This is a genomic window from Streptomyces sp. NPDC059398 (assembly GCF_042751845.1).
Taxonomy (GTDB): Bacteria; Actinomycetota; Actinomycetes; order Streptomycetales; family Streptomycetaceae; genus Streptomyces.
In genome coordinates, this window is sequence record NZ_JBHYWP010000064.1 from 20,758 (window position 1) to 47,225 (window position 26,468).

Annotated in this window: 23 protein-coding genes and 2 pseudogenes; 15 read left to right on the top strand and 10 right to left on the bottom strand. The window is 68.4% G+C overall.

Annotated elements, in window-relative coordinates; all coding sequences use genetic code 11:
• Positions 1-172: 172 nt before the first annotated feature.
• Positions 173-352 (top strand): annotated as a pseudogene (locus ACFXBC_RS22000) (DUF3626 domain-containing protein); the annotation flags it as partial.
• Between the two features lie 280 nt (positions 353-632).
• On the opposite strand, the gene ACFXBC_RS22005 reads toward ACFXBC_RS22000, so the two are convergent.
• Positions 633-1,421, bottom strand: a complete 789-nt coding sequence (locus ACFXBC_RS22005; RefSeq protein WP_385026879.1) for an SDR family NAD(P)-dependent oxidoreductase — start codon at positions 1,419-1,421, stop codon at positions 633-635.
• Positions 1,422-1,484: 63 nt separating this feature from the next.
• On the opposite strand from ACFXBC_RS22005, the gene ACFXBC_RS22010 reads away from it, so the two are divergent.
• Together ACFXBC_RS22010 and ACFXBC_RS22015 are read left to right on the top strand one after the other, a co-directional pair.
• Positions 1,485-1,877: a MerR family transcriptional regulator gene (locus ACFXBC_RS22010; protein WP_385026882.1), complete on the top strand. Its 393-nt coding sequence runs from the start codon at positions 1,485-1,487 to the stop codon at positions 1,875-1,877.
• Positions 1,878-2,432: 555 nt separating this feature from the next.
• Positions 2,433-2,609 (top strand): annotated as a pseudogene (locus ACFXBC_RS22015) (transposase); the annotation flags it as partial.
• Between the two features lie 39 nt (positions 2,610-2,648).
• On the opposite strand, the gene ACFXBC_RS22020 reads toward ACFXBC_RS22015, so the two are convergent.
• Entirely contained in the window at positions 2,649-3,254 is a 606-nt protein-coding gene (locus ACFXBC_RS22020; protein WP_385026885.1) for a hypothetical protein, read from the bottom strand.
• Between the two features lie 192 nt (positions 3,255-3,446).
• Complete coding sequence (locus ACFXBC_RS22025) at positions 3,447-4,160, bottom strand: hypothetical protein (RefSeq protein ID WP_385026889.1); 714 nt, start codon at positions 4,158-4,160, stop codon at positions 3,447-3,449.
• A gap of 359 nt (positions 4,161-4,519) precedes the next feature.
• Here ACFXBC_RS22025 and ACFXBC_RS22030 point away from each other — a divergent pair, with 359 nt between their 5' ends.
• Positions 4,520-5,494: an ATP-binding cassette domain-containing protein gene (locus ACFXBC_RS22030; protein ID WP_385026892.1), complete on the top strand. Its 975-nt coding sequence runs from the start codon at positions 4,520-4,522 to the stop codon at positions 5,492-5,494.
• 107 nt (positions 5,495-5,601) lie between these two features.
• Here ACFXBC_RS22030 and ACFXBC_RS22035 read toward each other — a convergent pair whose 3' ends face one another.
• On the bottom strand, positions 5,602-6,819 hold the full coding sequence (locus ACFXBC_RS22035; RefSeq protein ID WP_385026895.1) for an SGNH/GDSL hydrolase family protein: 1,218 nt from the start codon (positions 6,817-6,819) through the stop codon (positions 5,602-5,604).
• Positions 6,820-6,929: 110 nt separating this feature from the next.
• Between ACFXBC_RS22035 and ACFXBC_RS22040 the strand changes: the two genes are divergently transcribed.
• Positions 6,930-8,270 (top strand): DUF445 domain-containing protein, encoded by a 1,341-nt coding sequence (locus tag ACFXBC_RS22040; protein WP_385026898.1) that lies wholly within the window; start codon positions 6,930-6,932, stop codon positions 8,268-8,270.
• Positions 8,271-8,542: 272 nt separating this feature from the next.
• On the opposite strand, the gene ACFXBC_RS22045 is transcribed toward ACFXBC_RS22040, so the two are convergent.
• The 3 genes from ACFXBC_RS22045 to ACFXBC_RS22055 form a co-directional block, all read right to left on the bottom strand.
• Positions 8,543-8,842 (bottom strand): hypothetical protein, encoded by a 300-nt coding sequence (locus ACFXBC_RS22045; protein ID WP_385026901.1) that lies wholly within the window; start codon positions 8,840-8,842, stop codon positions 8,543-8,545.
• Positions 8,843-9,098: 256 nt separating this feature from the next.
• Entirely contained in the window at positions 9,099-9,638 is a 540-nt protein-coding gene (locus ACFXBC_RS22050; protein WP_385026904.1) for a putative immunity protein, read from the bottom strand.
• A gap of 129 nt (positions 9,639-9,767) precedes the next feature.
• The gene (locus ACFXBC_RS22055) at positions 9,768-10,391 is read right to left on the bottom strand and encodes a GNAT family N-acetyltransferase (RefSeq protein ID WP_385026907.1); all 624 of its coding nucleotides are present in this window, start codon (positions 10,389-10,391) and stop codon (positions 9,768-9,770) included.
• A gap of 155 nt (positions 10,392-10,546) precedes the next feature.
• On the opposite strand from ACFXBC_RS22055, the gene ACFXBC_RS22060 reads away from it, so the two are divergent.
• Complete coding sequence (locus tag ACFXBC_RS22060; protein ID WP_385026910.1) at positions 10,547-11,824, top strand: lanthionine synthetase LanC family protein; 1,278 nt, start codon at positions 10,547-10,549, stop codon at positions 11,822-11,824.
• Positions 11,825-11,933: 109 nt separating this feature from the next.
• On the opposite strand, the gene ACFXBC_RS22065 is transcribed toward ACFXBC_RS22060, so the two are convergent.
• Both ACFXBC_RS22065 and ACFXBC_RS22070 read right to left on the bottom strand, forming a co-directional pair.
• Positions 11,934-12,464: a nucleoside deaminase gene (locus ACFXBC_RS22065; protein ID WP_385026913.1), complete on the bottom strand. Its 531-nt coding sequence runs from the start codon at positions 12,462-12,464 to the stop codon at positions 11,934-11,936.
• A gap of 131 nt (positions 12,465-12,595) precedes the next feature.
• Positions 12,596-15,748, bottom strand: a complete 3,153-nt coding sequence (locus tag ACFXBC_RS22070) for a DUF3427 domain-containing protein (RefSeq protein WP_385026916.1) — start codon at positions 15,746-15,748, stop codon at positions 12,596-12,598.
• A gap of 137 nt (positions 15,749-15,885) precedes the next feature.
• Here ACFXBC_RS22070 and ACFXBC_RS22075 point away from each other — a divergent pair, with 137 nt between their 5' ends.
• Together ACFXBC_RS22075 and ACFXBC_RS22080 are read left to right on the top strand one after the other, a co-directional pair.
• Positions 15,886-17,040 (top strand): MrcB family domain-containing protein, encoded by a 1,155-nt coding sequence (locus ACFXBC_RS22075; protein WP_385026919.1) that lies wholly within the window; start codon positions 15,886-15,888, stop codon positions 17,038-17,040.
• A 520-nt stretch (positions 17,041-17,560) separates the two neighbouring features.
• A complete protein-coding gene (locus ACFXBC_RS22080) occupies positions 17,561-19,171 on the top strand; it encodes an APC family permease (RefSeq protein WP_385026921.1) in 1,611 nt (536 codons plus the stop codon).
• A 95-nt stretch (positions 19,172-19,266) separates the two neighbouring features.
• Here ACFXBC_RS22080 and ACFXBC_RS22085 read toward each other — a convergent pair whose 3' ends face one another.
• Complete coding sequence (locus tag ACFXBC_RS22085) at positions 19,267-20,262, bottom strand: SEC-C metal-binding domain-containing protein (RefSeq protein WP_385026924.1); 996 nt, start codon at positions 20,260-20,262, stop codon at positions 19,267-19,269.
• 65 nt (positions 20,263-20,327) lie between these two features.
• Between ACFXBC_RS22085 and ACFXBC_RS22090 the strand changes: the two genes are divergently transcribed.
• The 7 genes from ACFXBC_RS22090 to ACFXBC_RS22120 all read left to right on the top strand — a co-directional run bounded on the left by ACFXBC_RS22090 (position 20,328) and on the right by ACFXBC_RS22120 (position 26,315).
• Entirely contained in the window at positions 20,328-21,164 is an 837-nt protein-coding gene (locus tag ACFXBC_RS22090; RefSeq protein WP_385026927.1) for a class E sortase, read from the top strand.
• A 79-nt stretch (positions 21,165-21,243) separates the two neighbouring features.
• Entirely contained in the window at positions 21,244-21,480 is a 237-nt protein-coding gene (locus tag ACFXBC_RS22095) for a DUF3311 domain-containing protein (RefSeq protein WP_385026930.1), read from the top strand.
• Positions 21,477-23,012, top strand: a complete 1,536-nt coding sequence (locus tag ACFXBC_RS22100; RefSeq protein ID WP_385026933.1) for a sodium:solute symporter — start codon at positions 21,477-21,479, stop codon at positions 23,010-23,012. The genes ACFXBC_RS22095 and ACFXBC_RS22100 overlap by 4 nt, the downstream gene beginning before the upstream one ends.
• A gap of 211 nt (positions 23,013-23,223) precedes the next feature.
• Positions 23,224-23,538 (top strand): DUF6412 domain-containing protein, encoded by a 315-nt coding sequence (locus ACFXBC_RS22105; RefSeq protein ID WP_385026936.1) that lies wholly within the window; start codon positions 23,224-23,226, stop codon positions 23,536-23,538.
• 113 nt (positions 23,539-23,651) lie between these two features.
• The gene (locus tag ACFXBC_RS22110; RefSeq protein WP_385026939.1) at positions 23,652-24,416 is read left to right on the top strand and encodes a YidC/Oxa1 family membrane protein insertase; all 765 of its coding nucleotides are present in this window, start codon (positions 23,652-23,654) and stop codon (positions 24,414-24,416) included.
• A 161-nt stretch (positions 24,417-24,577) separates the two neighbouring features.
• On the top strand, positions 24,578-25,435 hold the full coding sequence (locus ACFXBC_RS22115) for a fumarylacetoacetate hydrolase family protein (protein WP_385026942.1): 858 nt from the start codon (positions 24,578-24,580) through the stop codon (positions 25,433-25,435).
• Positions 25,436-25,634: 199 nt separating this feature from the next.
• Positions 25,635-26,315, top strand: a complete 681-nt coding sequence (locus ACFXBC_RS22120; RefSeq protein ID WP_385026945.1) for a TetR/AcrR family transcriptional regulator — start codon at positions 25,635-25,637, stop codon at positions 26,313-26,315.
• Positions 26,316-26,468: the final 153 nt, after the last annotated feature.

Below are 26,468 nucleotides of genomic sequence, written 5' to 3' on the forward strand. Positions count from 1 at the left end.
TTTTGTTGGGCCGCGCGGCGCGGGCGGGCGCCGGTCCCGCGCCACGGGCCCCCGCCCCCCCGACTCAATGGGTGGTCGACTTAATGGGTGGTCGACGTCTCGTGACGCCGGGACAAGCTGCCGGTGGACAAATCACATGCCCTCGTGGATCGAGCTGGGAAACACTGTGCGGATGAGCTTCGCAGCCTCTTGTACAGCACAGGAGCGGGCCCTTCGGCGTGCCGCGGAACTGGCGTCCGGTCCTCCTGTGGACCCGACGCTGCGGGTGACCCTCAACTTCCACCCGGACCGTCTGCTGTACGGCAAACCGATCCTGGGGGCCCTGGCCGAGGATGGTGTCTACCGTTCGAGGACTTGACCCCGTCCAGTCTCGTTGCGGAAGCTGACTCGATTTACGACGTCATGGTCTTATTCCATTTCCTTTATCGCGTCCATGATGAGTGCCCGTGACTTAGAGCTTGTCTCACGTGGTGTGAGGTTGATGCGGCATTGAGCCGAGGCGCGATAGGTGTCACCAAGGCAGGCTTGTTGTCACTTCGCGTCAGAGCTTGGCTCGGAGTGCTGTTGGCCGGGGTGTCTGCCACCGTGCGCTTCCTGATGGGGCGCCATGGATTCGGGGCGGGCGCGGGGCTTCAGTTGCCGAGCGCCGCCTTGCGCAGGGATCGCTCCGCGATCCGGGCAGCCGCTGACGCGGGCAGCAGGCGCCCGAAGACGAAGGTCTGGAAAGTGTTGAGACGGCCGTCGATGACTGTCGGGCCCCGGCCGCGCAAGGCGGACATGACGGTGTCCGCGACGGAACCGGGCCCGCGCTTGCCCGGCATGCGCCGTGTGTTCATCGCAGTGTCGGTCGGACCGGGGCTGACCGCCACCACCCGTACCCCCGTCGCCCTCGTCTCGGCCCACACCGCCTGGGTGAAGGACAGCACGAACGCCTTCGAGGCCGCGTAGGCGGCCACATACGGAGCGGGCACGTACGCACCGGTGCTCGCGATGTTGACGATCGCCCCCGACCCCCGCGCGACCATGGCGGGAAGCAGGAGCGCCGTCAGCTCCGCCACCGCTCCGGCATTGAGGTCGACCAGGCCCCGCACGCGCGCGGGATCGATGTCGGCGACCGGCCCCATCAGGCTGACGCCGGCATTGTTGACCAGTACGTCGACCTCGGTTCCCGAGCCCGCCAGCCACTCGGCCAGCCGGGAAGGAGCGCCCTGGCGTGACAGGTCCAGCACGAGCGTCGACACCTGGCTCCCGTGCTCGGCGCGCAGCCGCTCGGCTGCTGCCTCCAGGCGTGCGCCGTCCCGTGCGACCAGGACCAAGTGCATGCCCTGCCCGGCCAGCCGCTCGGTGATCGCGGCCCCGATGCCTGTCGCGGCGCCGGTCACGACCGCAGTTCGCCGCCGCGTCTCTTCTTTTCTCTTCATGCGCAGAACGGTAAACTCTGACATTAACGTGAATGTCAAGCTTGGATCGGTGGAGGAGACGGAGTGCGCATCGGAGAACTCAGCAGGGCCACCGGGGCCAGCGCCCGTTCACTCCGGTACTACGAGGACCAAGGGCTGCTCTCCAGTGACCGCCGCCCCAACGGGTACCGGGAGTACGGTGAGGAAGCCGTACGCCAGGTCGCCTTCATCCAGGACCTTTACCGCGCGGGACTGCCCTCTCAGATCATCCGGGGCATCCTCCCCTGCACCGGAACGACACCGTCCGCAGGCGAGTGCACGCAACTCCTGGCCCGCGTCCGGCAGGTCCGCGACGAACTCGCCCGCCAAGAGCAGCAGATCGCTCAGCGCCGTGAGATGCTCGACCGGTACCTCTCGGGCACCGCGTCCCCCGCCGGCCTTGGCGGCCGACCCCGCTGCTCCGCCAGAGACAACTGAAACCTGGCGTAAGCAGTCGGTGCCATTCCAACCGGTTCAGGAGATCCGGCACTGGTGCGTCATCCCGGCGAACTGCGAGACGGCTGAGCGTCGGAGCCGGTGGCAACCGTCACGCTTCGCACGCTGCTGCTTGGCTATTGAGGTCTCAGCGGGAGTCGTTTCGACACGTCGACGGATGTCACTTGGTTGCTCTGACCACGAACCGCGACGAGACCGGATGTCACCACAAGTGGCAGCGCCGCCGGCGGAGCTGCAATCGCAGTGACTCCCTTTCAGTGACATTGATCTTGGGCGCGGCGCGTAGTGGACTCCCGCTTCCATCGCGGCACGACATCCGTAGAGACCTGCACAGCCACCGGTGGCAGGCAGCGCGCCGATCTGGTGACAATCACCGTGCTTCACCCGACCAAGAACGCAGGTCACCACGTGCTGCCGGTGACAACTACCGTGCCTCGGCTCAGGCATGATGCCATGCCATGGGTGTTGGTCTGTCGCAGCGGTTGGTTCCTGACGAACTCTGGTCGCCCGTCGCGCCGTTGCTGTCTTCGTTTGCTTCCCGTCAGCAGGGGCAAGAAGGGCAGCAAGCTCCACATTTTGTCCGACGCGCAGGGCCTGCCTCCGGCCCTCGGTGTCTCCGGCGCGAACGTCCACGACAGCCAGGCACTGCTGCCGCTGGTCCGGGGCATACCCGCCATTCCCCCCGCCGGATCAGGCCGGACCCCGCGAGCCCGACCCGACTCGACCCGACCCGATCCGGACGACAGGCTCCGGCTAGCCAGCCACCTCGTACTGCCCGGTCAGCCGGAAGTGGCGCAGGGCCTCCGGGGAGCCGTCGTCGAGGGCCTTGTTGGCGGCGGCGCGCAGCGAGTCGCTGATGTTCGGGTCCGCGAGCATCCGGGAGATGTAGACGGCGTCGTCCTCGGCCTGGGCGAGCCGGTACCCGGTCGTCCGGAAGGCGCGTGCCGCATCGGGGTCGCCTGCGTCGAGTGCGGTGTTGCAGCCCTTGATGACTGCCCTGTCGCCGTTCTTCGTCGCCGTGTCGAGGAGACGGACGATGGCGACCCGGTCGTCCTCGAACTGCGCCTGCCGGTACCCGGTTTCCAGGAACGCGCGCATGTCCGCCACGGTGCCGTTGAGAGCCTCATTGGCTTCTCGGACGACCGCCCTGCCGCTGTTCTCCGCCAGGATGTCGCCTATCGCGGCGCGCAGTTCGGCCTCCGTCATCTCGTCCACCGGGGTGCCGGACCCGGCGGCCGTGACCGCCGACGTGGCTGCGGACGGTGCCGCCGGAGCGGCGGCGAAGGCCGGGGCGGTGAGAAGGAGGGCGGGCGTCAGGGCGGTGGCGGCGACGAGGAGCGCGGCGCGGTTCGGTCTCATGTGTATGTGCCTCCGTGGGCGTGCTGGGGGTGGGTGCACCTTGTGCACCGGAACCGCCAACCCTATCCAGAGACATGCTGATCGAACAGGAATTCTGACGCGCACCGACGGCCCCCGGCCCACCGTGAAGTCTCATCCCGCTGCGGCTACTTGTGTGGCGCGAGCGGAGCGGATGCCACGCCGCCGGTGCGGTCAGCGGGCGCAGCGCCGGGGGAGCGTGACCGTACCGGGCTTGTGCTGGAACGTCTTCATCACCAGCCACTCGTCCAGCTTCGGGTCATAGAGGTTCTGGACGCCGAACTGCAGCACCTGCCAGAACGTACTCCGGTCCTTCTGGTCGACATAGATGTCGCCCAGTGCGAGGGGGAAGCGCAGGAACTTCCCCGGCGGCCGCTTCGGCAGGACGACCCCGACCCTCCAGTGGTTCACCTGCCGGTCCGGGTTCCCCTGGAGAATCTCCCGCCCGACGAACCGTGAGCCCCGGAACGCCTGGTTCAACTGGTCGAGGCCGAAGCCCGGGATCCGCGAGCACGAGTGGTCGGTCAGACCGGGCCATTTGTAGGTCAGCGTGTAGAGCGTGCCGTGGTGGATCAGGTTGGTGAACCAGATCGGGTACTGCGGGCCGCCCGCGACCATCTGGCTGTCGCCGTTCCGCCCCTCCCAGGTGAACGGGACCGTGATGCCCAGGTCCCGGACCACCCACTTGCCCTTCCCCCGGAAGTCCCGGGGGAGCTGAGGGGGACGGGGCGCAGGCGAAGCGGACCGTCCCGCCGCCACGGTCGCGGAGGTCCGCGCGGGCGGGGCGGGGGTGCCGGCCTGGGCCGGCGGCAGCACCGTCGTGACGATGGCGATCGCTCCGGCGACAGCCGCTGACGCGGTCGCCCGGCGCGTGAGTGTCCAGCCCATGGTGTCCCTCGACTGTCGTGTGAGGCGCCGTCGCGGCGCGGGGTCCGAGCGCGGAATGTCCACCGGTCGCCGCGCCCGCTACGGGAGCAGGAGCGCACCGATGGGGAAATGTCATATCAGGCGACAGGAGGATCGACGCTCAAGCGAGTCGCACGTCCCTGGACTTTCCCCCGGACTTCCCCCGGCCCTTCCCCTGTACAGCGGGGCAGCAGGAGCACGGCGTGCGGTGCCTGCCGTGTCACCTGTGCGATCCCGCCGAAAAGCCCCGTGCCCGCGACCGCGTCCCCGGGCATGATGGCTCTTCCGCCTCCACGCCACGCGGAGCCGGTACGGGAGCGCACGACGGGAGTTGAACCGCAGTGACCAGCACGGATGCCGGCTTCATCGAACTCGAAGCCCTGGAGAAGGTCTTCGACGTACACCGCAAGTCCGGGCTGCTCCGCCGGGAGAAGCACCAGGTCCGCGCCGTCGACGGCATCAGCTTCCGGGTCGCCCGGGGCGAGATGGTCGGATACATCGGGCCGAACGGCGCGGGCAAGTCCACCACCATCAAGATGCTCACGGGCATCCTCACCCCCAGCGCCGGGCACATCCGGGTCGCCGGCCTCGACCCCTCCCGCGAGCGGACGAAGCTCGCGCAGCGCATCGGGGTGGTCTTCGGCCAGCGCACCACGCTCTGGTGGGACCTGCCGCTGCGTGACTCGTACCGGCTGGCCCACCGGATGTACCGCATCCCCGACGCCCGGTTCCGCGAGAACCTGGACCGCTGTGTGGAACTGCTCGACCTCGCGGAGCTGCTGGACGTCCCCGTACGTCAGCTCTCGCTCGGCCAGCGGATGCGCGGCGACATCGCGGCGGCCCTGCTGCACGACCCGGAGGTCCTCTATCTGGACGAGCCGACGATCGGCCTCGACGTCGTCTCCAAGGCCAAGGTCCGCGGCTTCCTGCGGGACCTGAACGCCGAGCGCGGCACCACGGTCCTGCTCACCACGCACGACCTGACCGACATCGAGCAGCTCTGCAAGCGGGTGATGGTCATCGACCACGGCCGGCTGATGTACGACGGCGCGCTGGCGGGGCTGCACGAGGTGGGCGAGAGCGAGCGGACCCTGGTGGTGGACCTGGCGCGGGAAATGCCGCCGATCGACATCCCGGCGGCGCGCAACGTCCGGGTGGAGGGCCCGAGGCAGTGGCTCGCCTTTCCGGCGTCGGCCTCGGCGGCCCCGCTCGTCGCGGACCTCGCCGCCGCGTACCCACTGGTCGACCTCGCGGTACGGGAACCCGACATCGAGGCCGTCATCGCGAAGATGTACGCGGACCGCGACTTCCGGTAGACCCGCTGAGGGCGGTGCGGTGCGGTGCGGGGCCCCTCCGGCAGGCGCCGCGGCGACGCACCCCGGGTCGGCCTGGTCAGGCTCACACCGGGCCGCAACAGCCCCGGTCAGGCGCGGGCCGGGGCGGACTTGGCCAGGGAGTCCAGGTCCAGGGCCATCGCCATCACGCGGTAACCGGCGTCGCTCGGGTGCAGATGGTCGCCCGAGTCGTACTGGGGCCGGAGCCTGCCCGGGGCGTACGGGTCGCGCAGCGCCTTGTCGAAGTCGACCACCGAGTCGTAGACGCCGCCCGCCCTGATGGTCGCGTTGACCTGCTGGCGTACGGCCTCCAGCTGCGGGGTCACGCCGAGGTGACCGCCGAACGGCATCAGCGTCGAGCCGACCACGTGCAGCCCGCGGGCCCGTGCCTCCTGGGCCAGCTTGCGCAGGCCGTCCGTGATCTGCCGCGCGCTCACGTTGTGCGGCAGCCGCAGGATGTCGTTGATGCCGAGTTCGATGACGACCGACTTCACACCGGAGCGCCCGAGCACATCGCGGTCGAATCGGTCGAGCCCGCTCTGCCCCTTGCCGGGGAGCAGTACGCGGTTGCCGCTGATGCCCTCGTTCAGTACCCCGTAGTGGCCTTCGAGCCGGGCGGCGAGCACATCCGTCCACCGCTGGTTGGTGTCCGCGGTGGAGGTGATGCCGTCGGTGATGGAGTCGCCGAAGACCACGACCGAGCCGCGGGCCTCATGGGTGAGGACGTCCACGGCGGTCAGATAGCGCCAGTAGGGCGTCTCGACGGTGTGGCTGCCGAAGCTGGCGTACGAGACCTGCCGGGCGTGCGGGTGGTACGTGACTGGGCCGCTCGGCGACGGGGTGGTGAAGGAGACCGTCACATTGCCGTTGCTGGGGATCCGGATCCGGGCCGCGTCGCTGATGGTCTGTCCACCGGCCGGGATCGTGACGTAGTGGCGCCCGTCGAACGTCACGGCCTGGACGGAGCCGTCGGCCGACACGGACGCCTCTGTGACCTTCAGCGGCTGGGTGCCGAAGAGGTTGGAGAGGGTGATCCGGGTCAGCGATCCGCCGATGCTGGTGTGCACGACGTTACGGATGGTGCTCCCGGGGAGACCGTGCGGCGTACCCGGCTCGGGCCCGACGGGCGCCGCCGACCACGTACCCGTCCAGTTGCCGGAGGCGGGAACGCCCGACGAGACCCGCGACGGGGTCCCGGCGGAGACCGTCGTGGCCGGGGTTCTCACCATGGCGAAGATGCCAACGGAAACGAGCGTCACCACTGCCGCAAGCGTGGCGAGCAGGGCGTAACCACGGCGCCTGGTCATGGGCGGTCTTTCTCCTCGGGAACTCGACGCGCGTCCCAGGAGTAGCTCAGGCAGGGACAATACGTACGGGGGCGGTACAAGTGCAGGAACGGGCGGAGCAGGCGGAGCTGATGGAACGTACAGGCAGGGAGACAGGATCCGGGGCCGGACCTGGGACGGAGGACGTCACGGGCACCGCGCCGCTGGGCTCCGTTGCCTACAGCGCGGCCGACGAGGAGAAACGGCGCGGGGTCCGCCGGATGAAGACGACGGCCACCGGACTTCTCCTTCTGGTCGCTCTCATTTTCGTACTCGCCACTTGGGCCTCGCACACCGGGGGCGGGTCGTGGGCCGGGTACGTCGCGGCGGCCGCCGAGGCGGGCATGGTGGGCGCGCTGGCCGACTGGTTCGCCGTGACGGCACTGTTCCGCCGACCACTTGGCCTCCCCATCCCTCATACCGCGATCATCCCCAACAAGAAAGACCAGCTGGGTGAGTCACTTGGTTCCTTTGTTGGCGAAAATTTTCTGTCGGAATCTGTCGTACGGGCCAGACTGCGGGCCGTGGGCATCGGCGGGCGGCTCGGAAACTGGCTCGCGGAACCGGAACACGCCGACCGGGTGACGGCGGAGCTGTCGACCGCGCTGCGCGGTGCGCTGACCGTGCTGCGCGACTCGGACGTCCAGGCGGTGGTCGGTGAGGCGATCACGCGCCGGGCGGAGGCCGCCGAGGTCGCGCCCGGCATAGGGAAGATGCTGGAGAAGGTCGTCGCGGACGGCGGGCACCGGCGGGTCGTCGACCTGGTCTGCGTCCGGGCCCACGACTGGCTGACCGTGCACTCCGACTCGGTGATGGACGCCGTACAGGGCGGGGCGCCGGGGTGGACGCCGCGGTTCGTGGACAAGCGGATCGGCGACCGCGTCTACAAGGAGCTGCTGCGCTTCGTCACGGAGATGCGCGACATGCCCGAGCACCCGGCACGCGGCGCCCTCGACCGCTTCCTGGTGGACTTCGCGTCCGACCTCCAGTCGGACACCGACACCCGGGCCCGGGTGGAGCGCCTCAAATCGGACCTGGTGGGCCGCGCCGAGGTGCAGGACGTCATCGCGTCGGCCTGGTCCTCGGTCCGCACCATGGTCATCTCGGCCGCGGAGGACGAACAGAGCGAACTGCGCCTACGCGCCCGCGCCTCCCTGCTGTCCCTGGGCGCCCGCCTGGCGACCGACTCCCGCCTGCAGCGGAAGCTGGACGGGTGGCTGGAGGACGCGGCGGTGTACGTGGTGACGACGTACCGCAGCGAGATCACCTCGCTGATCTCGGACACGGTCGCCGGCTGGGACGGCGAACAGACCTCCCGCAAGATCGAGGCGCACATCGGCCGTGACCTGCAGTTCATCAGAATCAACGGCACAGTGGTCGGCGCGCTCGCGGGCCTGGCGATCTATACGGTGTCGCACGCGCTGGGGGGTTAGCGGATACCGGATACCAGATACCGGATGACTTGGGTGGACTCCGGATGCCGGACGACCGGGGTGGGTGCCGGGTGCTGGATGCCGGACGACCGGGGCGGATGCCGGATGCCAAATGCCGGATGCCGGGTGCGGGATGCCGAGGGGGCGGCTGGGGCCGACCGCCCGGGGCCGGGTCGCCACGCGGGGCGCCGAGTCTCCCCACGCCCGGCCTGTGCCTGTGGCTACGCCTGTGCCCGTGCCTCCGGCTACGCCTGTGCCGGGCCTGCGCCGGTCTACGCCCGGCGTGCGACCGCGGTCGAGGCCACGGCGACTGCCCCCGCCACGGAGAACACGGCCGGCCAGGCACCGATCTTCTTCGCGAGCGGATGGGACCCGCCGAACGCGGCAAGGTAGACACCGGTGAGCGCGGCGGCCCTGCCCGTACCGGCCTCCTGCTGCCACTGCCGGGCGGCGACCGCCCCGGCGGCGGCGAGCGCGACACCGCCCAGGGGACGCTTCCTGGTCCAGCGGGCCACGGCGAAACCGCCGACGAGACCGGAGGCTGCTACGGCTGCTGCGGGAATCTTTGCCATGAGAACGAGGCTAACCGCGCGCATCGGGAGGGCGGTGGCGGGGTGGCGTCGCAGAGCTATGCACACGCCTCCGCAACGGCCGCCTTATCCCAGTAGAACGGCCGGACCTCGCTCTGATACGGCCGTCCCGCACGGTGCCGGTCCGAAGGATCGGGAAGTCGATCCCCCGCCCGGTGGCGCGGGAGCGCGCACTGAGAGAGCGCAACCGGATGCGGTGGAGCACCACAAGCGGCTCAGGGCAGGAAGGCCTGTTCCATCAGAGGCGCAGGGCCGAGTCGAGTTGGTGGCGGAGCGCGTCCAGCCTGCTGCGGCCAGGGGGGAAGGCCGGCATCTGCCGTAGGAGCCCGCGAATGGCCTCCGGGGCGTGCCCGATCGCCCAACGAGCCTCCTCGTCACCGGGGTTGATGCCCGTGCCGATGTCGTGGTCGACCGCGAGTTCACGGGCGAGCGCCACATACATGGCAGGCGCGAGGGCGTGTTTCGCCTGGTGAGGGGTTGCCAACGGGTGGATGTAGGGGGCCGCCGCCGCATAACCCGCGGCGCGCGCGGCAGCTGTGGCTGCTGGAGCGCGGACCTCGCGTGCGGCTGCGAGCGCCGCATAGGCGAGAGGACGTAGTTGCCCTTTCCTCTGCTCCCCGCGCGCGAAGGCCCGTATGCCCTCGATCGCCTCGCGGGGGCGGATGTCGTGAGGAGCCTCCGCCTCGAACAACCGGAGCACCCGCTCCGCGCAGTCGGCGGCCCAGACTCCGAGGAGCCGGCGGTCCTGGTCACTGATGTTCACCTGGTTCACCGCCATATCGTGCCTCCGTATCGCGCTTCACGGGCCAACCGTCCAGGGCAGGTTCGCTGTCCACGGTTGTCTCTCCGTCCCCGGTCAGGCGACGGTGCACGGCACGCGTACGACAGCTCGGAGGCGTCGGCTGACCTACCGGGCCGCTTCCCGCGCCGGTGCGGCGATCGCGTGGTACGTACGCCCGCCCGCGACGTACTCACCGAGCGGACGCATACCGAACCCGTCGACATGTACTCGCCACGACGGCCGGTTGTCGGCCTCGATGAAGGCCACCACGGCATCCGCCCGTCCCCACGCCGACTCGACCGCCATGGTGAACAGCCCCTTGGCGACGCCCTGCCCCCGGAAAGCGGTGTCGACCACGACCGGCCCGTACAGCAGCCACCGTGACTCGCTCAAGGGCTGCCCCTGCCAACGCAGCGAGTCCTGGGCGTCGAGCAACGCACGGACCGGGGGCGGCGGCGCGGACACGCTCTCGGGAGCGGACAGCGCGAGCAGACCGGCCACTCGCCCCGGGGCACTGCTCCGGCTTTCGCTCTCCCCACTCGACGAGTCCGCCGCACCAGCGGTGGCCGCCGGGTCCGCCACGAAGAGGCTCCCGCTCCGGACCATCGCGAGCAGGGCGTCAGCGCCGAAGCTGCCCTGCACAAAGCCCTGCTCGGAGCGTTGGCGCTCGCTGAGAGCGTCTCGATGGTTGGCCGCGAAGAGCGCGGCCATGGAGGGTACATCGGCCTCGGTCGCATACCGGTACTGCATGCAGCCGATGGTGCCACGGCGGCAAGCGCGCCGCTGAACCGGCACCGCACGGGCCGCATGGCGGCGCGAACCCGGCACCGGGGCCCACTCCGTACCGAATAGCCGTCGCCCGAAGGAACCTTGGCGGCAGGGACGCACCGTGCGACGCTGACCCGGTGACGACAGAGACAGCACAACTCACGGACGTCGAGCCCCTGGCCAAGAAGGGTCTGGACTGGCTCCTCGCCACAGCCCGCGACACCGGAACCGGCCTGGCGTGGGCGGATACCGCGACGGACGAGGAGCTGGACCCCACCCTCTACAGCGGTACCGCGGGGATCATCCCGGCCCTGCTCGAAGGCCGGGCCCACTTCGGGGACGACCGGTACGGGGATGCCGCCGTGCGGGCCGCCCGTACGCTCGCGGAAACCGTCCAGGAGTGGGACGCCAGCTCCCTGTACATCGGTCTGACGGGCATGGCCGTCGCCCTGCGCGCGGTCCACGAGCTGCTGGGCGACACGGCTGCGGGCGCCGCAGCGGACGGCGCGATGGAACGCGTACGCGACCGGTTCGACGGGACGCGCTGGCACGACACCTGGTTCGACCTGCTCATCGGCAACGCCGGCATCGCCCTGGGCGCACTCGCCACCGGCGACACCGAGCTGGCCGTACGCGCGGTGGAGCCCTACCTCCGTACCGCGGAACGGACCCCGAACGGCGTGCAGTGGGAGTCGAAGACCGGCGCACCGGCCAGATTCCACCACCTCTCGCACGGCACGCTGGGCATCGCGTACGCACTGGCCGCCGTGGGACGAGCCGCCGCCCGCCCCGACCTGACCGAGCTGGCCGTGGCCGGCGCATCGGACGTGGCGGCCCGCAACGAGGCCGGCCCCACCGGATTCCTGGCCCCGCACTCCGACCCGCAGCACGTCCCGGACCGCACCGAGCGCTTCAGCTACGGCTGGTGCCACGGCCCGACCGGCGACGCCCGGACCTTCAGACTCCTGGGGGCCGCTCTCCAGGACCCGGCCTGGTCGGGACTCGCGACCCAGTGCTGGCACACGGTCACCCACTCGGGGATCCCGCAGCGGCTGCGCCCCGGCTTCTGGGACAACAACGGCTGCTGCTGCGGTACGGCAGGGGTACTGGCGCTGGCGTGCGACCGGCACGTCGAACACGGCGACGGACTGGACTTCGCGCATGTCCTCGTCGCAGACCTGGCTTCGAGGGCGACCGAGGACGCGCACGGGGCGCACTGGTCGAACACCGAACACCGGGCGACCCCGAGCACGCTCGCACCACGACCGGGCTGGGCCATGGGCAACGCCGGCATCGTCCGCGAACTGCTTCGCTACGCCCGGATCAGCACCGGACGGGACCAGACGTACGCCGTCAACTGGCCGGACCATCCGGCGGCTGAAGCAGCCCCGACGGGCGGGCCCGGACTGCCGTAGCGAAGAGCGGGCTGCCGGGCTGCCGGACTAGAACCTGCACGCGGCCCGGAAACCAGGCACAGGTCAGAACAGGCATAGGTCGGAACAGGCAAGGCCGGAACAGGCAAGGTCAGAACTTGGGCACGACCTCATCCGGCGACTGAGCTGCCCACTGGGCGAGGGTCACGGCCGCGTTCGCGTGCAGATCTCCGCCGACCGGAACCTCGTCCAAGAGGGCCCGGTCCTCGTTCGGCAGTGTCAACTCACGGTAGTACCGCAGGTCCTCGAACCCATTGACTGCGGCATCGCGACTGTTGGCCCCGTACACCAGACGCGGGATCCGGGCCCAGTAGCAGGCGACCAGACACATCGGACAGGGCTCACTGCTCGCATAGAGGACGGCATCCTCCATGAGATGGCGGCCGAGCGCCCTGCCCGCAGAGCGCAGCGCCATGACTTCGGCGTGCGCGGTCGGGTCATTGCACTCCACGATGGAGTTGGCCCCTTCGCCCACCACCTCACCGCCCACGACCACGACGGCCCCGAAGGGGCCTTTCCCCTCGTCGTCCAGCGAAAGCCGCGAGAGAGCGATGGCCCTCTCAAGAAACGCCTGGTCTTCTGGATTCTCCTGGGCGAAGGGCAACTGGATCGTCTCCTTCATCTCACATACGTACGGACCGAGGAGCCCATCGCTGTAGGTCCTCGGGGCCTACACCTTCCCGCACCGGGCCACCTATCACCCTCCCGCGGCCTGTCGAACGCTCGGGTGTACTCGCGTGCGTCGCTATCTAACTACCCAGCGGCGATCATCGAGTACGACCAGACGTCGGCCGGAATCGTGTGTTTGAGGTCCCAGGTGATCGCCATTGGACGGCTTCCCCTATGTTCCACATAGGTGGCTGGACCGAGCAGCATCCACGGTTGGGCTCCGCCGATGTCGGTGCTCTTGTAGCGGCGGGCGAAGAGCAGTACGTGGCTGCCGTTCGCCACGTGATTCTGATAACGGACCCCCGTCGGAGATGTGTCAGAGGTCTGGTTCTGCGATTCCCAGTGAAAACGGGTCTCACTCAATGCGTAATCGCGGTAACGAGTCTGCGGCGAGAAGTCCTTCTCATCCTTATCGATGGTGATGAGGAGAGCATCGGTCTGGGTGGACTCGCACCACTTCACCCCCTCTCGGAAGTCTCCCGGCATGAAGCCACCGACGAATGATTGGCCGAGCGCTGGCAAGATCTCCTCGCGGCTGTACGAGGCGTGGACGGCGAGTGGTAGGCCGGCGTGGTCGCCCAGGAGCGGAACGGGGATGTGTTCGGTGTGGTCCAGGTTGTAGTCCAGCACTTGCCGTACCTCGCTGCGAAATGCGGACTGACTGCGAAGGGTGTCGAAGCCTTCGTCGTAGCTTGTGAACCCTTTGCGTGTGGTGCCTCCCAGCGGCCAGAGCTGGAAGAAGAGCATGCGAGCGTACGCCTGGCCCTGTTCACTGAGTTCGTCGTATCGCGGAGCATCATCCTGGAGGAGGCGCTTGTACTCCGCGACCCGCAGTTGGTCATCTACGTGCAGAAAGGCGGGCACGCGCTTGAGGAGGGCTGACTCTCCTTCTACTCCCTCCCTCGTCATGAGACCTGCGCGGCGCAAAATTCCTGTCCAAGAGTTTCCGTTCCCTTTGTAGAGCTCCTTAATTTCTCGCCCGCTCTCTTCCAGATAGCGAGCGATGAGCGGTTCAGCGTAGGCGGATACCTCGCGCGCAAGCGTGGTGACGTTGACGCCGATCTGATCCTTGATGTTGGAGATGATCGTCGCCTTAGCCTTCTCTTCAAGCATGATCTGGCAGCCAGAAGGGAGCTGAGGGAAGTCGTCTGCGATGTTATCCAGGAGGCGTTTGCGACTCAGATTCGTAAGTGCACGAAACTGATTCTCAAAGCGAAATTCCTTGCGATGCTGACCAATGAAGTCCAGCACGGTCAGCACGGACTTGTTCTCGTAGTGGCGGAGCCCCCGGCCCAGCTGTTGGAGGAAGACGGTCGCACTGGAGGTCGGCCTGAGGAGGAGAAGTGTATCCACGCTGGGTATGTCGAGCCCTTCATTGAAGAGATCGACCGAGAAGATCACCTGAAGCTTTCCAGCACTGAGCTCGGCGAGGGCCTGTCTACGTTGCTCGGATGGGGTTTCTCCGGAGATGGCCACGGCGTTGAGCCCAGCAGTGCGGAAGTACTCGGCCATGAAGTGCGCGTGGGCCACTGAGACACAGAATCCAAGTGCTCGCATGGTGGCCAGGCTTGTGATCTTCTCCTCCACGGCCTGCACTACCAGGCGGGCTCGTGCGTCATTGCCGGTGAGGACATTACTCAAGGCCGCGGAGTCGTAGGCTCCACGCTTCCATTCGATGGCACTTAGGTCGGTGTTGTCGCTGATGCCGAAGTAATGGAAGGGGCAGAGCAGGCCGTTCTCAAGGGCCTCCCAGAGGCGCATCTCGGCGGCGATCCGACCGTCGAAAAACTCATCCTGAATGTTCTTTCCGTCCATCCGCTCCGGCGTTGCCGTCAGTCCTAGCAGTTGCTTCGGGATGAAGTGGTCAAGGATTTTCCGATACGTCGGTGAAGTTCCATGGTGGAACTCATCGATCACGATCACATCGAAGTGGTTCGGGTTGAGTTGATCGAGCATTCGCGTATTAAGTGACTGTACGCTGGCGAAGACATGAGACCAGCGCTCGGGGATTTCTCCACCATGTAGCTCCTCTCCGAAGTTGGCATCAACAAGAACGTTCTGGTACGTCCGCAATGACTGTTGAAGAATCTCTTTGCGATGAGCCACGAAAAGAAGACGAAGATCTTTTCCTGCTTCAGTACGTAGCGCCTTGTAGTCGAGAGCCGCCATAACGGTCTTTCCCGTACCGGTGGCTGCTACCAGGAGATTGTGCTTGCGGCCGTGAATGTCTCGTTCCACCTGTAGGCGTTCCAGCATGTCCCGTTGATGTGGGTACGCGGTCACTTCGCGCGTGGACAGCGTGATCTCAGAGCCGCCTGACCTCGGCGTCCCCTTACTTGCCAGACCAAGAGCCTCGTCAAGACGCTGCGCGTCTCGTTCGGGATCGTATGACTCGAAACTTGGGTCGCTCCAGTAGGAGTCGAAGGTCGCTTCAAATTTCCTTAGCACGTCCGGCGTGGAGACGGAGGACAGCCGTACGTTCCATTCCAGGCCGTCGAGCAGAGCGGCCTTGGAGAGGTTCGAGCTTCCAACGTACGCAGTGTCGTATCCGCTGTTGCGGCGGAAGAGCCAGGCTTTGGCGTGGAGGCGTGTTGAACGCAGTTCGTAGCTGATCTTCACCTGTGCGTGGTACCGCTGCACCAAGCGGTCGAGGGCCTTGCGCTCTGTGGCGCCGATGTAGGTGGTCGTGATCACACGGAGAGGAACCCCGCGGTGGTGCGCGGTCTGCATCGCCTGCTCTAGCACCCGGAGCCCGGTCCAGCGTACGAAGGCGCAGAGCAGATCAACACGGTCTGCTGTAGCGAGCTCGGCACGTAGCTCGAATCCCAGACTTGGGTCCTCTGGGGAGTTGGTGATCAACGCACTCTCGGACAGGGGTGTCGCCGGCCGGATCGCATAGACGCCTGATGTCTCTTGCTCGGCAACCGCGAGGAGTTGGCGTGGCCCCTCGGCGACGAGATCTATCCACTCGCGAGCTCCTTCGATGGTGTTGAGGGAGTTCAAAATCTGGTTGACCGCGAGGACTTGCTCTTCAAAGGCGAGGCCCTGGAGTACTCGACGCACGATCTCGGCGATGTGGCGCGACAGGACGTGTGGTGAGGACTCCTCGCCCACCAGGCTGTCGATGGCTCTCCAGCCCTCAGCCTCAAGCTCCACGATCCGCTTCCGGAGCCGATGTGTGATCAGCGTCTCGTACAGACCAACTGCCGGTGCTGCATCGGTGAACTCATGGGGCATAGCGGCACCTCTCGCCAGACGATCACTGTGTCCGTTTTACCAAGCGCCACCGACAACCGACCGGGCTCGGATGGAAGGCGATCAGTTCAGACCGTTGGATGCGTCGAGAGCGATCTAATCTTTTAGCAAAAACAGACATGTTCGAATATCTTTCGATCGTGACTATGCGCGAACTGCTCATCGAGGTAGCTGGAACCTACGACCAGGGGGCCGGCACGGGCGCCGACGTAGCTGGCCAGTTGGTCTTGCGCGGTGTAGCCCAGCGGACCGATCTGTCGTGTCCGGAAGGGTTCGTCATCCGCGGGTACGGCGGGCAGGGCTCGGCCAGTACCTGCCCTTGGATCGGCGTATTCGACCCGGTGATCAACGACGACCCCAAGACCGGTCTCTACGTCGCCTTCATCTTCAGCGCGGACCTGTCAGCCGTGACGCTCACGCTCCAGCAGGGCGTCACAGAGTTGGAACCCAAGTTCTCGAAGAGGCGAGACTTCTACTCCTACCTCGAGGGCAAAGCCGTCGAGCTCCGTAGCACGCTCCCCGACATCCTGCTGGATGGCTGGCAGGCCCGGCCGCTCTTCGGCTCGACGAATGACCGGCCGTTGGCCTACGAAGCCGCCAGCGTTGCTGCACGTCGGTACGAGATCGGCGCAATGCCGTCAGACGCTGCTCTCCATGCGGACCTCAAGCACGTCGCCAATCTCCTCCAGCGGGTCTCGGCGAGTGGACGCGCCATGGAGATCGACTGGTCGGACCATGGGCTCGTCCTGAACTTCAAAGGGGACAGTCACAGCAAGAGCGGGGGGCTGGGCGGCTTCGTGCCGAAAGACAGCAGCGAGTACAAGGTGAAGATCCCCGCTAGAGAAGCGATGAGATCCAAGGACCATGAGCGCCTGATCGCCGAGTTCGGGCCCTATGTCGCAGCACGCGGGTTCGCCCCGAAGAACCAGGGTGTTCATCCCAAGGACGTCACGTTGCAGTTGGCCGGTGAGCCGAAAGGGCCGCAGGAGGAGTGGCTGGTGGAGGCCAAGGTGGTGCGGAAGGGCAATGTCACTCAGGCGGTCCGGGAGGCGGTGGGCCAGCTCAAGGAGTACAGCTACTTCCTCTACGGAGAGAGCAAGCTGCCTCGACCGCATCTGTTGGGGCTCTTCACGGAAGATATCGGGGCGTATGCCACGTACCTTGAGGCGGAGGGCATTGCTTCCCTCTGGCAGACGGAAGACGGCTGGGCGGGCTCGCCGATGGCTGTCTCTTGGGGCCTAGTTGAGCCCTCCGGATTGTTCGCTGATCTGTAGCTGAGCGCGGCTCGCGCTGGCTCGCCCCATTCCGTGCAAGCAGGGAGTGGAGGACGGGGTGAGTCAGGGTGCGAGCGTCGCCCTTGGTGAGGGCCGCATGGGCGGCGTCCGGTTCGTCGTGGGCCTTCAGGGTCCCCGTGATGATCGCCTCAGCGCGCCGGCTCCGCCGGCCCGAGGCCCAGATCACCGTGAGTGGTGTCGGCTGACCGGGAAGCGATGGCCACAGGTCACAGCTCGATCGAACACGCTCGGAATTGACCGGACTTGCACGCCGGTTTCTGGGTACGTGCGCCGTACAGGAATGCCGATCTCTCTCGGTGAGCGGCGTGCGGAGCTGATGTATGGTCTCCCGTCGCGTTGCCCCCGGAGGGCAGTCCCGACCCGATCGAGTAGCTGTGCGGGAGAAGTCGTGGACCCGATGGCTCGGCCAGGCCGGGGCGCAGGGACAAAGGGATGCCGTATGGCTGATATATCCAACTCCCCGAGCGAAGCCTCGGAGAAACCAAGACTGCGGCGAGACATGGGCCGGATCAGTCTGCTGTTCGCCGGTGTGGGATCGATCATCGGATCCGGCTGGCTCTTCGGTGCACTCAATGCGGCCAAGCTGGCCGGGCCGGCTTCGATCTTCTCCTGGGCGATCGCCGCCGTGATGATTCTGCTCATCGGGCTGTGTTTCGCCGAGTTGGGGACCATGTTCCCGGTATCCGGTGGAGTGGTGCGTTTTCCGCATATCTCCTTCGGGTCGTTCGCCAGTTACACCATGGGGTGGATCAACTGGATCGCTGCGGCGACCGTGGCCCCCATCGAGGTGGAAGGTGCCCTTCAATACGCCACTAAATGGGCAGATTTCACTGAGTTCCATCCGAAAAGCGGGGCGCACACCCTGACGACGCTCGGCTATGTGATCGCGGTCATCGCGATGGCGTTCTTCGTGGCGTTGAACTACTTCGGCATCCGCTGGTTCGCCCGGGTCAACAATGCGCTGGTGTGGTGGAAGCTGGCGGTCATCATCCTGGTGGTCGTCGCCTTCGCCGTCACGGCGTTCCACGGCCGGAACTTCACCGCCTCGGAGTACGGCGGGTTCGCACCGGGTGGGATGAAGGGTATTTTCACGGCCATCTCGACCGCTGGAATCACCTTCTCCTTCCTCGGCTTCCGGCAGGGCGTCGAGCTGGCGGGTGAGACGGACAACCCCAAGCGCAATGTCCCGTTCGCGGTCATCGGTTCGGTGCTGGTCACCGGGGTGATCTACATCCTGCTTGAGATCGCCTTCATCGCCTCGGTCCCGGGGCACGATCTGAAGTCCTCCGGCGGCTGGCTGAGCCTGACGTTCGCCAACGACTTCGGCCCGCTGGCGGCCATTTCCAGTGCTATCGGGCTCGGCTGGCTGGCGTACATCCTCTATGTCGACGCGGTGATCTCCCCTGCGGACACCGGACTGGTCTACACGACGGTCACGGCCCGTATCTCGTACGCCATGGGGCAGAACGGGAACGCGCCGAAGGCGCTGACGAAGACGACCTCGCGGGGCGCGCCGATGATCAGTCTGGTCGTCACGTTCGTGCTGGGGCTGATCGTCTTCCTGCCCTTCCCGAGCTGGCAGCAGTTGGTCGGGTTCATCACCTCGGCGACGGTGCTGTCCTTCGGCTCAGGCCCGGTCGTGCTGGCTGCGATGCGGCGCCAGATTCCGGACTGGAACCGGCCGTTCCGGGTGCCTGGCGGCGATGTGATTCCGTTCCTCGGGCTGTACTCGGCGAACCTGATCGTCTACTGGGCCGGCTGGAACACCAACTGGAAGCTGTTCGCGACCATCGGCATCGGCTTCGTTCTGCTGGCCGTCTTCGAGCTCACCGACAAGGGCCGGGCCCCGAAGCTGGACTGGCGGGCGGGGTTGCCTTGGGTGGCACCGTGGTTGGTGGGCCTGGCGCTCATCAGCTGGGTGGGCGATTACGACGGCGGCCTGGGCTACATCGGGCTCGGCTGGGGCTTCCTGGTCAACCTGGTCCTCGCCGCGATCGTCTATCTGCTGGCGCTGAGGTCCAGGCTTCCTGTGGAGCGGGTGGAGCGCCATATCGAGGAGGCCCGCGCCGAGGCCCGGGTCGAGGAAGAGCAGCTGGGGCTGGCTGAGTAACCGGGTGCCCCTCCTGATGGTGGTGAGCGGCGCCTGCGTCCGGGTGCCGCTCACCGCCTCGGGACAACCGCCTCGGGAAATACCCGGCGGCGCCGCTACGCCCCGTGGCACTCCCGGTAGGCCGTCCCCGCCCCGCACCAGCACCCCGCGTTCCGGGCCGGGGGCCACGGGACGGCGCGGCCGCGGGCTGCCAGGGTGGTGGCGTACTGGGGGAGCAGGGATGTTTCCGCCGGGGACGCCGACTCGGAGGCCGCGAAGGCTTCGTACGACGGGATGCTGCCGGTCACGATGCCCAGGTTCTTCGTGCCGGTGGCCGACAGTTCCCGCAGGGCCGATTCGATCTCGATCAGGTGGGTCGCGTGTGAGGGGTACTCCGACTCCAGGGGCGGGTACGCCGCCAGGAGTTCGGTGAGTTCCGCGGCCTCCCAGTGCAGGACGGCCACCGGGAACGGGCGGGACAGGGCTGCCCGGTAGGTTCCCAACTCCGACTGGAGGCGGGCGATTTCCGCGCGCAGTACGGCCGGGTCGTTCGAGCCGAGGGCCCACAGCCGGTTCGGGTCGTGGAGTTCGTCCAGGCTGATGTCGCCCGTGTGCAGGGAGTCCGCCAGGGCGTCCCAGGCGTCGTGCTCGTGGCCCAGGGCCCTGCTGACGCGGTGGCGGCCGGTGAGGAGGGCCTGGGCCGCGTACGGGACCTCGTCCGCCGGGTCGACCAGCAGGGTCAGGGCCCTGGTGAACGTGGCGTGGGCGGCGTCCGGTTCGTCGTGGGCCTCCAGGGTCTCCGCGACGATCGCCCAGGGGGCCGGGTCCTGCGGGGTCGAGGCCCGGATGCCGTCGATCATGGCGCGGGCCTCCGCCTCGTGGCCGTACTCCCACAGGTTGGCGGCCTGCAGGGCCTTGATCAGGGCCAGGTTCTCGGCCGGGCCCGAAAGCAGCCGGTCGTAGAGCGTCGTGGCGCGGGCGCGGTCGCCGGCCAGTTCCAGGTGGGCCGCGGCCTGGAGCAGCAGCGGCTCCTGGTCCTCCGGGTACTGCTCGGCGGTGCGCAGCAGGCGCTCGGCTTCGGCGTGGTGATCAGCGGGAGTGTCGGGGCGCATGCTCCACACCGTACTGCCGTACGGGCCTATGGAGACTTCGGGATCCAGCGCTTATCGTGCGGCCCGTGCAGCAGCCGACGCGGGACGCGATTCCGGGAGTGGTGCAGCGGGCGGCATCCCGGCGCCGTACGGTCCTCGCGCGCGGGCTGTGGACCGGCGCCGAGGTGACCGTGACGCTGGGCCTGATCGTGCTGCTCTTCGTCGTGCAGCAGCTGTGGTGGACCAACCGCGAGGCCCGGCAGGGCGCCGCGCACCAAGTGCGGGCGCTGGAGCGGCAGTGGGACGCCGGGGCGGCGCACGGTGGTGGTGCGGACGGTACGGATGTGACTCCTGCCACTCCGTCGCCCGGACCGGGAAGCGGCTCCGGACCAGGCGGCGCTGCGGGCGGCCGGTCGCGGGCGGCGGCAGGGAGCGGTACGGCCGGCCGGCAGTCCGCGCGCGGCCCCGTCTGGGACAAGGCGTACGCGGTGATCCGTATCCCGCGCATCGGGATCACCGCGCCGATCGCCCAGGGGGTGAGCAAGCAGAATGTGCTCAACAAGGGGTATGTGGGGCATTACGTACAGACAGCCGGGCCCGGCCAAGCGGGGAACTTCGCGCTCGCCGGGCACCGCAACACCCATGGTGAACCGTTCCGTTACATCAACCGGCTGCGCCACGGCGACATTGTCACCGTCGAGACCGGCAGCGCGGTGTACACGTACGTTGTCGACAAGGGGCTCCCGCAGACCTCGGCGCGCGACAGCGGGGTGATCGCGCCGGTGCCGCGCAGCACCGTCAAGCCGCAGTACGGCTACCGCACCCCGGGCTACTACCTGACGCTGACGACCTGCACCCCCGAGTACACATCGCGCTACCGGCTCGCCGTCTGGGCCACTCTGCGGTCCATGCGGCCCCGTTGAGCGGGGACGGGGAACCCGCGCCGTCCGCTCCCGGGACCGTGATCTGCCCCGGGGGCCGTAAACCGCCTAAGGTCGCTACGTGTTGAGACGTCGTCCTCAGTTGTTGTGGCTGCTTGTGCCCTTTGTGCTGTTCCTGGGGGCGGTGCCGTTCGTCAATCGGGTGCGGCCCGTGCTGCTCGGGCTGCCCTTCCTCTTCCTCTGGATGATCGCGGCCACGCTCCTCACGCCGCTCGCCGTCTGGCTCACCCACCGGGCGGACCGGCGTGCGTACGGGAGCGCGGCCCAGGGCGCGGACCGGCGGGGTGAGCGCCCGTGAATGCCGCTGTCGCCACTTCGATCTTCGCGGTCTTCATGGTCGCCACCGTCGTCCTCGGCCTGGTCGCCGTGCGCGGCGGCCGGACCGGCGGGCTCGCCGAGTGGTCCGTGGGCGGGCGCAGCCTCGGCCCGGTCTTCATCTGGGTGCTGATGGCCGGCGAGGGCTACACCAGCTTCAGCTACCTCGGCGCGGCCGGCTGGGGCTACAACTACGGCGCCCCGGTGCTGTATGTGGTCGCGTACATGTCCTGCGGATACGCCATCGGCTATCTGGCCGGGCCGACGCTCTGGGCGTATGCCCGCCGGCACGACCTCGTCTCGGTCACGGACATGATCGCCCACCGGTACGGCAGGCCCTGGCTCGGTGCGGCCGTCGCCGTCCTCGCGACCGTCTTCCTGCTCCCGTACATCCAGCTCCAGATCACCGGCATGGGCGTCGTCGTCTCGACCATCTCGTACGGGGCGATCAGTCTCAACTGGGCCTATTTCGTGGCCTTCGCCGTCACCACGGGCTTCGTCGTGATCAGCGGACTCCGGGGGAGCGCCTGGGTCTCCGTGCTCAAGGACGCGCTCGTCATCGGCACGCTCGCCTTCCTCGCCCTCTATGTGCCGCTGCACTACTTCGACGGGTACGGGGACTTCCTGCACCGGGTCGTCACCGAGAAGGGCGACTGGCTGACCTTCCCCGGCCACGGGGGCGGCGGGCCGGGCGGCAGCGGACTCGGGCAGTCCTGGTACGTGACGACCTCGCTGCTCAACGCGCTGACCGTGGTGATCTTCCCGACCACCGTCGCCGGATACCTCGGAGCGCGCAGCGCCGATGTGCTGCGCAAGAACGCGGTCTGGCTGCCCGCGTACAACATCCTGCTCTTCGTCCCGATGTTCCTGGGGCTCGCCGCCCTGTTCGTGGTGGGACACCTGACCGGCGCCGAGTCCAATCTGGCGCTCTTCAAACTGGTGGTGGACTCGCTGCCGGCCTGGGTGGTCGGCGTCATCGGGGTCGCCGCCGCGCTCTCCTCGATCGTGCCCATGGCCATCTTCATGCTGGTCATCGGCACGATGTGGGGGCGCAGCGTGCTCTCGCTCGTCCCGCGCCTGCGCGAGCGGCAGAAGGGCGCGTCGCAGGGGGTGGTCGTCGTCGCCGGCACGCTGGCGCTGCTTCTGACGTACACCGCGCCGAACACGCTGGTACGGCTGTCGCTCATCTCGTACGAGGGGATGGCGCAGCTGCTGCCGATGCTGCTGCTCGGTCTCGTGTGGCGCAGGCTGACGCTGCTCGGCGCGGGGAGCGGTCTGGTCGTCGGGGTGGGGGTGGTGTGCGCCTTCGTGTTCAGCGAGCACGATCCGGTGTGGGGTGTGAACGCGGGGATCGTGGCGCTCGGCGCCAATCTGCTGGTCGCACTGGCCGTGACGTACGCCGGGCCGCGCGACCGCGACCCACGGTCGGACGGGGAACTCCTCGCGCGCGATCCGATCGGGGAGGGCGCGGGGGCGGTCGACGGCGGGGCCGAGGGGGCCGGGGTCCCCGGCTGACGCCGGGGGCGGGACGCATCCCGGCTGATGGGAACCTGCGGGAGCCCAGCGAATCCGGTCGTCCTGGTCCGGTCGTGTATAACGGCTGGAGATACGTTTTTCGACAGTGCGTACGCGGTGCCCGTGCGACAGAGGCGCCGGAAGCAGACACCGGAAGCAGACACCAAAGCACCGGAAGTACCGGAAGCGAACACCGGAGAGGACGGGAACCATGGCCACACGCCTCATGCGGCTGTCCCGTCCCGCCCTGGCACTGCTCGTGCTCCTGCTCGCCCAGGCGCTGCTCGTCGAGGGCGGCATGCTCTCCTCGGCCGTCGCACTCGCCGCCACCGCCGCGGTCGGGTCCGCGCTCGCCGCCTGTGCGCTGCTCACCTCCCGTACCGCGCCCGCCGTGGCGCGCACCCGGATCCGTACGGCCATCCGCGACCGGGAGCGGCGCACGGCCTTCCTGCCGCAGCGTGATCCCGACGCCTCGGGCAGGCCAAGGCCCCGAGCGCCCGGTCGTCCCGTCCCGACGGCCGCGTAGGACCCCCCTCCGCACCCCAGCTGCGCCCAGCTGCACCCCGGTTCCCGCCGCGGTCCGTCACGCCGACATGTCTTCCTGTCCGGCCCGCGACGAGACCCCCGGAGGGTTTTCCCGTGTTCTCTTCCTTCTTCGCTGCGTTCGCCAGCCTGGTCACGCACTTCGCCGACCTGCTCCAGCCGCTCTTCCACGGTTCGGCGACCGCCGCCGCGATCATTCTCTTCACCGCCTGCGTACGGCTCGCCGTGCACCCTCTGTCGCGGGCCACGGCCCGTGGCCAGAAGGCCCGCACCAAGCTCGCCCCGCGCGTGGCCGAACTGCGCAAGAAGCACGCCAAGGACCCGCAGAAGATGCAGAAGGCCATCATGGAGCTGCACGCCGAGGAGCAGATCTCGCCGCTCGGCGGCTGTCTGCCGAGCCTGCTGCAGATGCCCGCGTTCTTCGTCACGTACCACCTGTTCTCCAGCGCGCACATCGGCGGCTCGGACAATTCCCTGCTCGGCCACACCCTCATGGGCAGCCCCCTCGGTGGCCGGCTGAAGGACGCCATCGGGCACGGCGGACTCCTCGGTGAACAAGGCGTCGTCTATCTGGTGCTCTTCGTGATCGTCGCGGCCGTCGCCACCTTCAGCTACGGCCGCACCAAGCGGATGATGGCCGCCGCTCCGGCCCCCGCCGTCGAGGGGCCCGGCGCCGGAGCGATGGGCGCGATGACGAAGGTGATGCCGCTGATGTCGTTCGCGACGCTCCTCACGGTCGCCTATGTGCCGCTCGCCGCCGCGCTGTACGTCGTCACCAGCACCACCTGGACCGCCGTCGAGCGCGCCTTCCTCTACCGGGACACGGCGCCCGCCGCCGCGGCCGTCGCCAGCCCGATGTAGGGGGTTCGTCCGGGGAGCGCGGGCCGTCCGGTCCCTGAAGGGGCGGTGGTCCAGCTTGTGAACGGGGTCTTGCGGCCTGGACATCGAAATTGGAGGATCAGCCAATCCCCCGATGGCCGCATCCCATCGGCCGGACCGGTCCAATCGTTGGGAGACTGACCATGAAGCTGCTGCGTGTAGGAACGGCCGGGGCCGAGCGCCCCGCACTGCTCGACGCAGACGGAACCCTCCGTGACCTCTCCGCGCTGGTCACGGACATCGACGGAGAGCTGCTCGCCGACGCGGCGGCGCTCGACCGGATACGGGCCGCCGCGGGCGCCGGGGTGCTGCCCGCCATCGAGGGCGAGACGCCGCGCACCGGGCCGCCGGTCGGCCGGATCGGCAAGATCGTCTGTATCGGGCTGAACTACCACGACCACGCCACGGAGACCGGCGCGGACATCCCCGCCGAGCCGATCGTCTTCATGAAGGCGCCGGACACGGTCGTCGGCCCCGACGACACCGTTCTCGTACCCCGGGGCAGCGAGAAGACCGACTGGGAGGTCGAGCTGGCCGTCGTCATCGGGCGTACGGCCCGCTACCTCGGGTCGGCCGATGAGGCTCTCGGCCATGTCGCCGGGTACGCGGTCGCGCACGACGTGTCGGAGCGCGCCTTCCAGATCGAGCGCGGCGGCCAGTGGGACAAGGGGAAGAACTGCGAGACGTTCAATCCGCTCGGCCCCTGGCTGGTGACCGCCGACGAGGTGGCCGATCCGCAGGCGCTCCCGCTGAGGCTCTGGGTGAACGGTGAGCTGAAGCAGGACGGCACGACCGCCGACCAGATCTTCCCGGTCGGTGAGGTGGTGCGGTATCTGAGCCAGTTCATGACGCTGTACCCGGGCGACGTGATCAACACCGGGACACCCGCCGGGGTGGCGATGGGGCAGCCCGAACCCAAGCCGTATCTGCGGGCCGGGGATGTCGTGGAGCTGGAGATCGAAGGGCTCGGACGGCAGCGGCAGCCGCTCAAGGACGCGTAACGGTCCGTTCGTTCGGGCTGTCCGGCTCGTTACGGGGCGGGTCGGCGGGTCGGCGGGTCGGCGGGTCGATGGTCGGTCATAGGCCCGCCGGCGCTCGGGCAGGGCCCCTGAGCCGGGGGGCGGCCTGCGGGCGCGGTGGGGTTCTCTGGGCTACAACGTACGTTGTAGATAGGGTGAGGCCCATGACGAAGGAGCGGCGATGACCAGCACAGGTGCAGGGGGAGAGGTGCCGGCCGCGCCCCGCCGGGCCAGGAGGCCGGACAAGGCCGCGTCCCTCTCGCACGCCGCCTGCGAGGTGTTCGGGCGCGACGGCTACACCCGCGCGAGCATCGACACCATCGCGGCCGAGGCGGGGGCCTCCACCCGCACGCTCTACAACCACTTCCCCGGCGGCAAGGAAGAACTCTTCCGTACGGTGGTGCAGTGGAGTTCCGGCCAGATGCGGGATGCCCAACTCGCCCTGCTGGCAAGGTATCTGGACCCGGGGCGGCTGCCGCGCCCGGCGGATCTGGAGCGGGATCTGCTCGCACTCGCCCGAGCCTGGGTCGGACTGATGGCGGAGTTCCGCGACCACTTCTCGCTGGTGCGCCACATCTACGCCGAGGCCGGGCATGTCCCCGCCGAGGTCCTGGACGACTGGCAGGAGGCGGGGCCGCGCGCGGTGGGGCGGCGGTTCGCCGTCGCGATGGCCGCGCTGGACACGGCGGGACTGGTCGATGCGCACGGTGACCCGGCCCAGGCCGCCGCGCACTTCATGGCCCTGACGTCGACCGATATCGTGCACCGGTCGTACTGGGGCATCAGCCCGCTGCCGCCGGGGGAGGCCGACCGGATCACGGCGGTCGGGGTGCGGGTCTTTCTGCGGGCGTACGGGCGCTGAACCGGCGTGGGGGACGGGGACGTCGGCGGGTGCGCGGGCCGTCCGGGGTGCGCGGGGGGGGGTGGGGGGGGGGGGAGGGCCACCCCCCCCCCCCCCGCACAACACAAAAACCCCCCGACGCCCCCACACCCCCACCACCCCCCCCCCCCCGGC

Excerpts from the sequence above, each read along its gene's own strand:
- ACFXBC_RS22070 (WP_385026916.1), bottom strand. The coding sequence starts at position 15,748 with ATGCCCCATGAGTTCACCGATGCAGCACCGGCAGTTGGTCTGTACGAG.
- ACFXBC_RS22105 (WP_385026936.1), top strand. The coding sequence starts at position 23,224 with ATGGCCACACGCCTCATGCGGCTGTCCCGTCCCGCCCTGGCACTGCTC.
- ACFXBC_RS22050 (WP_385026904.1), bottom strand. The coding sequence starts at position 9,638 with ATGGCGGTGAACCAGGTGAACATCAGTGACCAGGACCGCCGGCTCCTC.
- ACFXBC_RS22080 (WP_385026921.1), top strand. The coding sequence starts at position 17,561 with ATGGGCCGGATCAGTCTGCTGTTCGCCGGTGTGGGATCGATCATCGGA.
- ACFXBC_RS22120 (WP_385026945.1), top strand. The coding sequence starts at position 25,635 with ATGACCAGCACAGGTGCAGGGGGAGAGGTGCCGGCCGCGCCCCGCCGG.
- ACFXBC_RS22055 (WP_385026907.1), bottom strand. The coding sequence starts at position 10,391 with ATGCAGTACCGGTATGCGACCGAGGCCGATGTACCCTCCATGGCCGCG.
- ACFXBC_RS22115 (WP_385026942.1), top strand. The coding sequence starts at position 24,578 with ATGAAGCTGCTGCGTGTAGGAACGGCCGGGGCCGAGCGCCCCGCACTG.
- ACFXBC_RS22065 (WP_385026913.1), bottom strand. The coding sequence starts at position 12,464 with ATGAAGGAGACGATCCAGTTGCCCTTCGCCCAGGAGAATCCAGAAGAC.
- ACFXBC_RS22045 (WP_385026901.1), bottom strand. The coding sequence starts at position 8,842 with ATGGCAAAGATTCCCGCAGCAGCCGTAGCAGCCTCCGGTCTCGTCGGC.
- ACFXBC_RS22075 (WP_385026919.1), top strand. The coding sequence starts at position 15,886 with ATGTTCGAATATCTTTCGATCGTGACTATGCGCGAACTGCTCATCGAG.
- ACFXBC_RS22005 (WP_385026879.1), bottom strand. The coding sequence starts at position 1,421 with ATGAAGAGAAAAGAAGAGACGCGGCGGCGAACTGCGGTCGTGACCGGC.
- ACFXBC_RS22020 (WP_385026885.1), bottom strand. The coding sequence starts at position 3,254 with ATGAGACCGAACCGCGCCGCGCTCCTCGTCGCCGCCACCGCCCTGACG.
- ACFXBC_RS22040 (WP_385026898.1), top strand. The coding sequence starts at position 6,930 with ATGGAACGTACAGGCAGGGAGACAGGATCCGGGGCCGGACCTGGGACG.
- ACFXBC_RS22035 (WP_385026895.1), bottom strand. The coding sequence starts at position 6,819 with ATGACCAGGCGCCGTGGTTACGCCCTGCTCGCCACGCTTGCGGCAGTG.
- ACFXBC_RS22085 (WP_385026924.1), bottom strand. The coding sequence starts at position 20,262 with ATGCGCCCCGACACTCCCGCTGATCACCACGCCGAAGCCGAGCGCCTG.
- ACFXBC_RS22025 (WP_385026889.1), bottom strand. The coding sequence starts at position 4,160 with ATGGGCTGGACACTCACGCGCCGGGCGACCGCGTCAGCGGCTGTCGCC.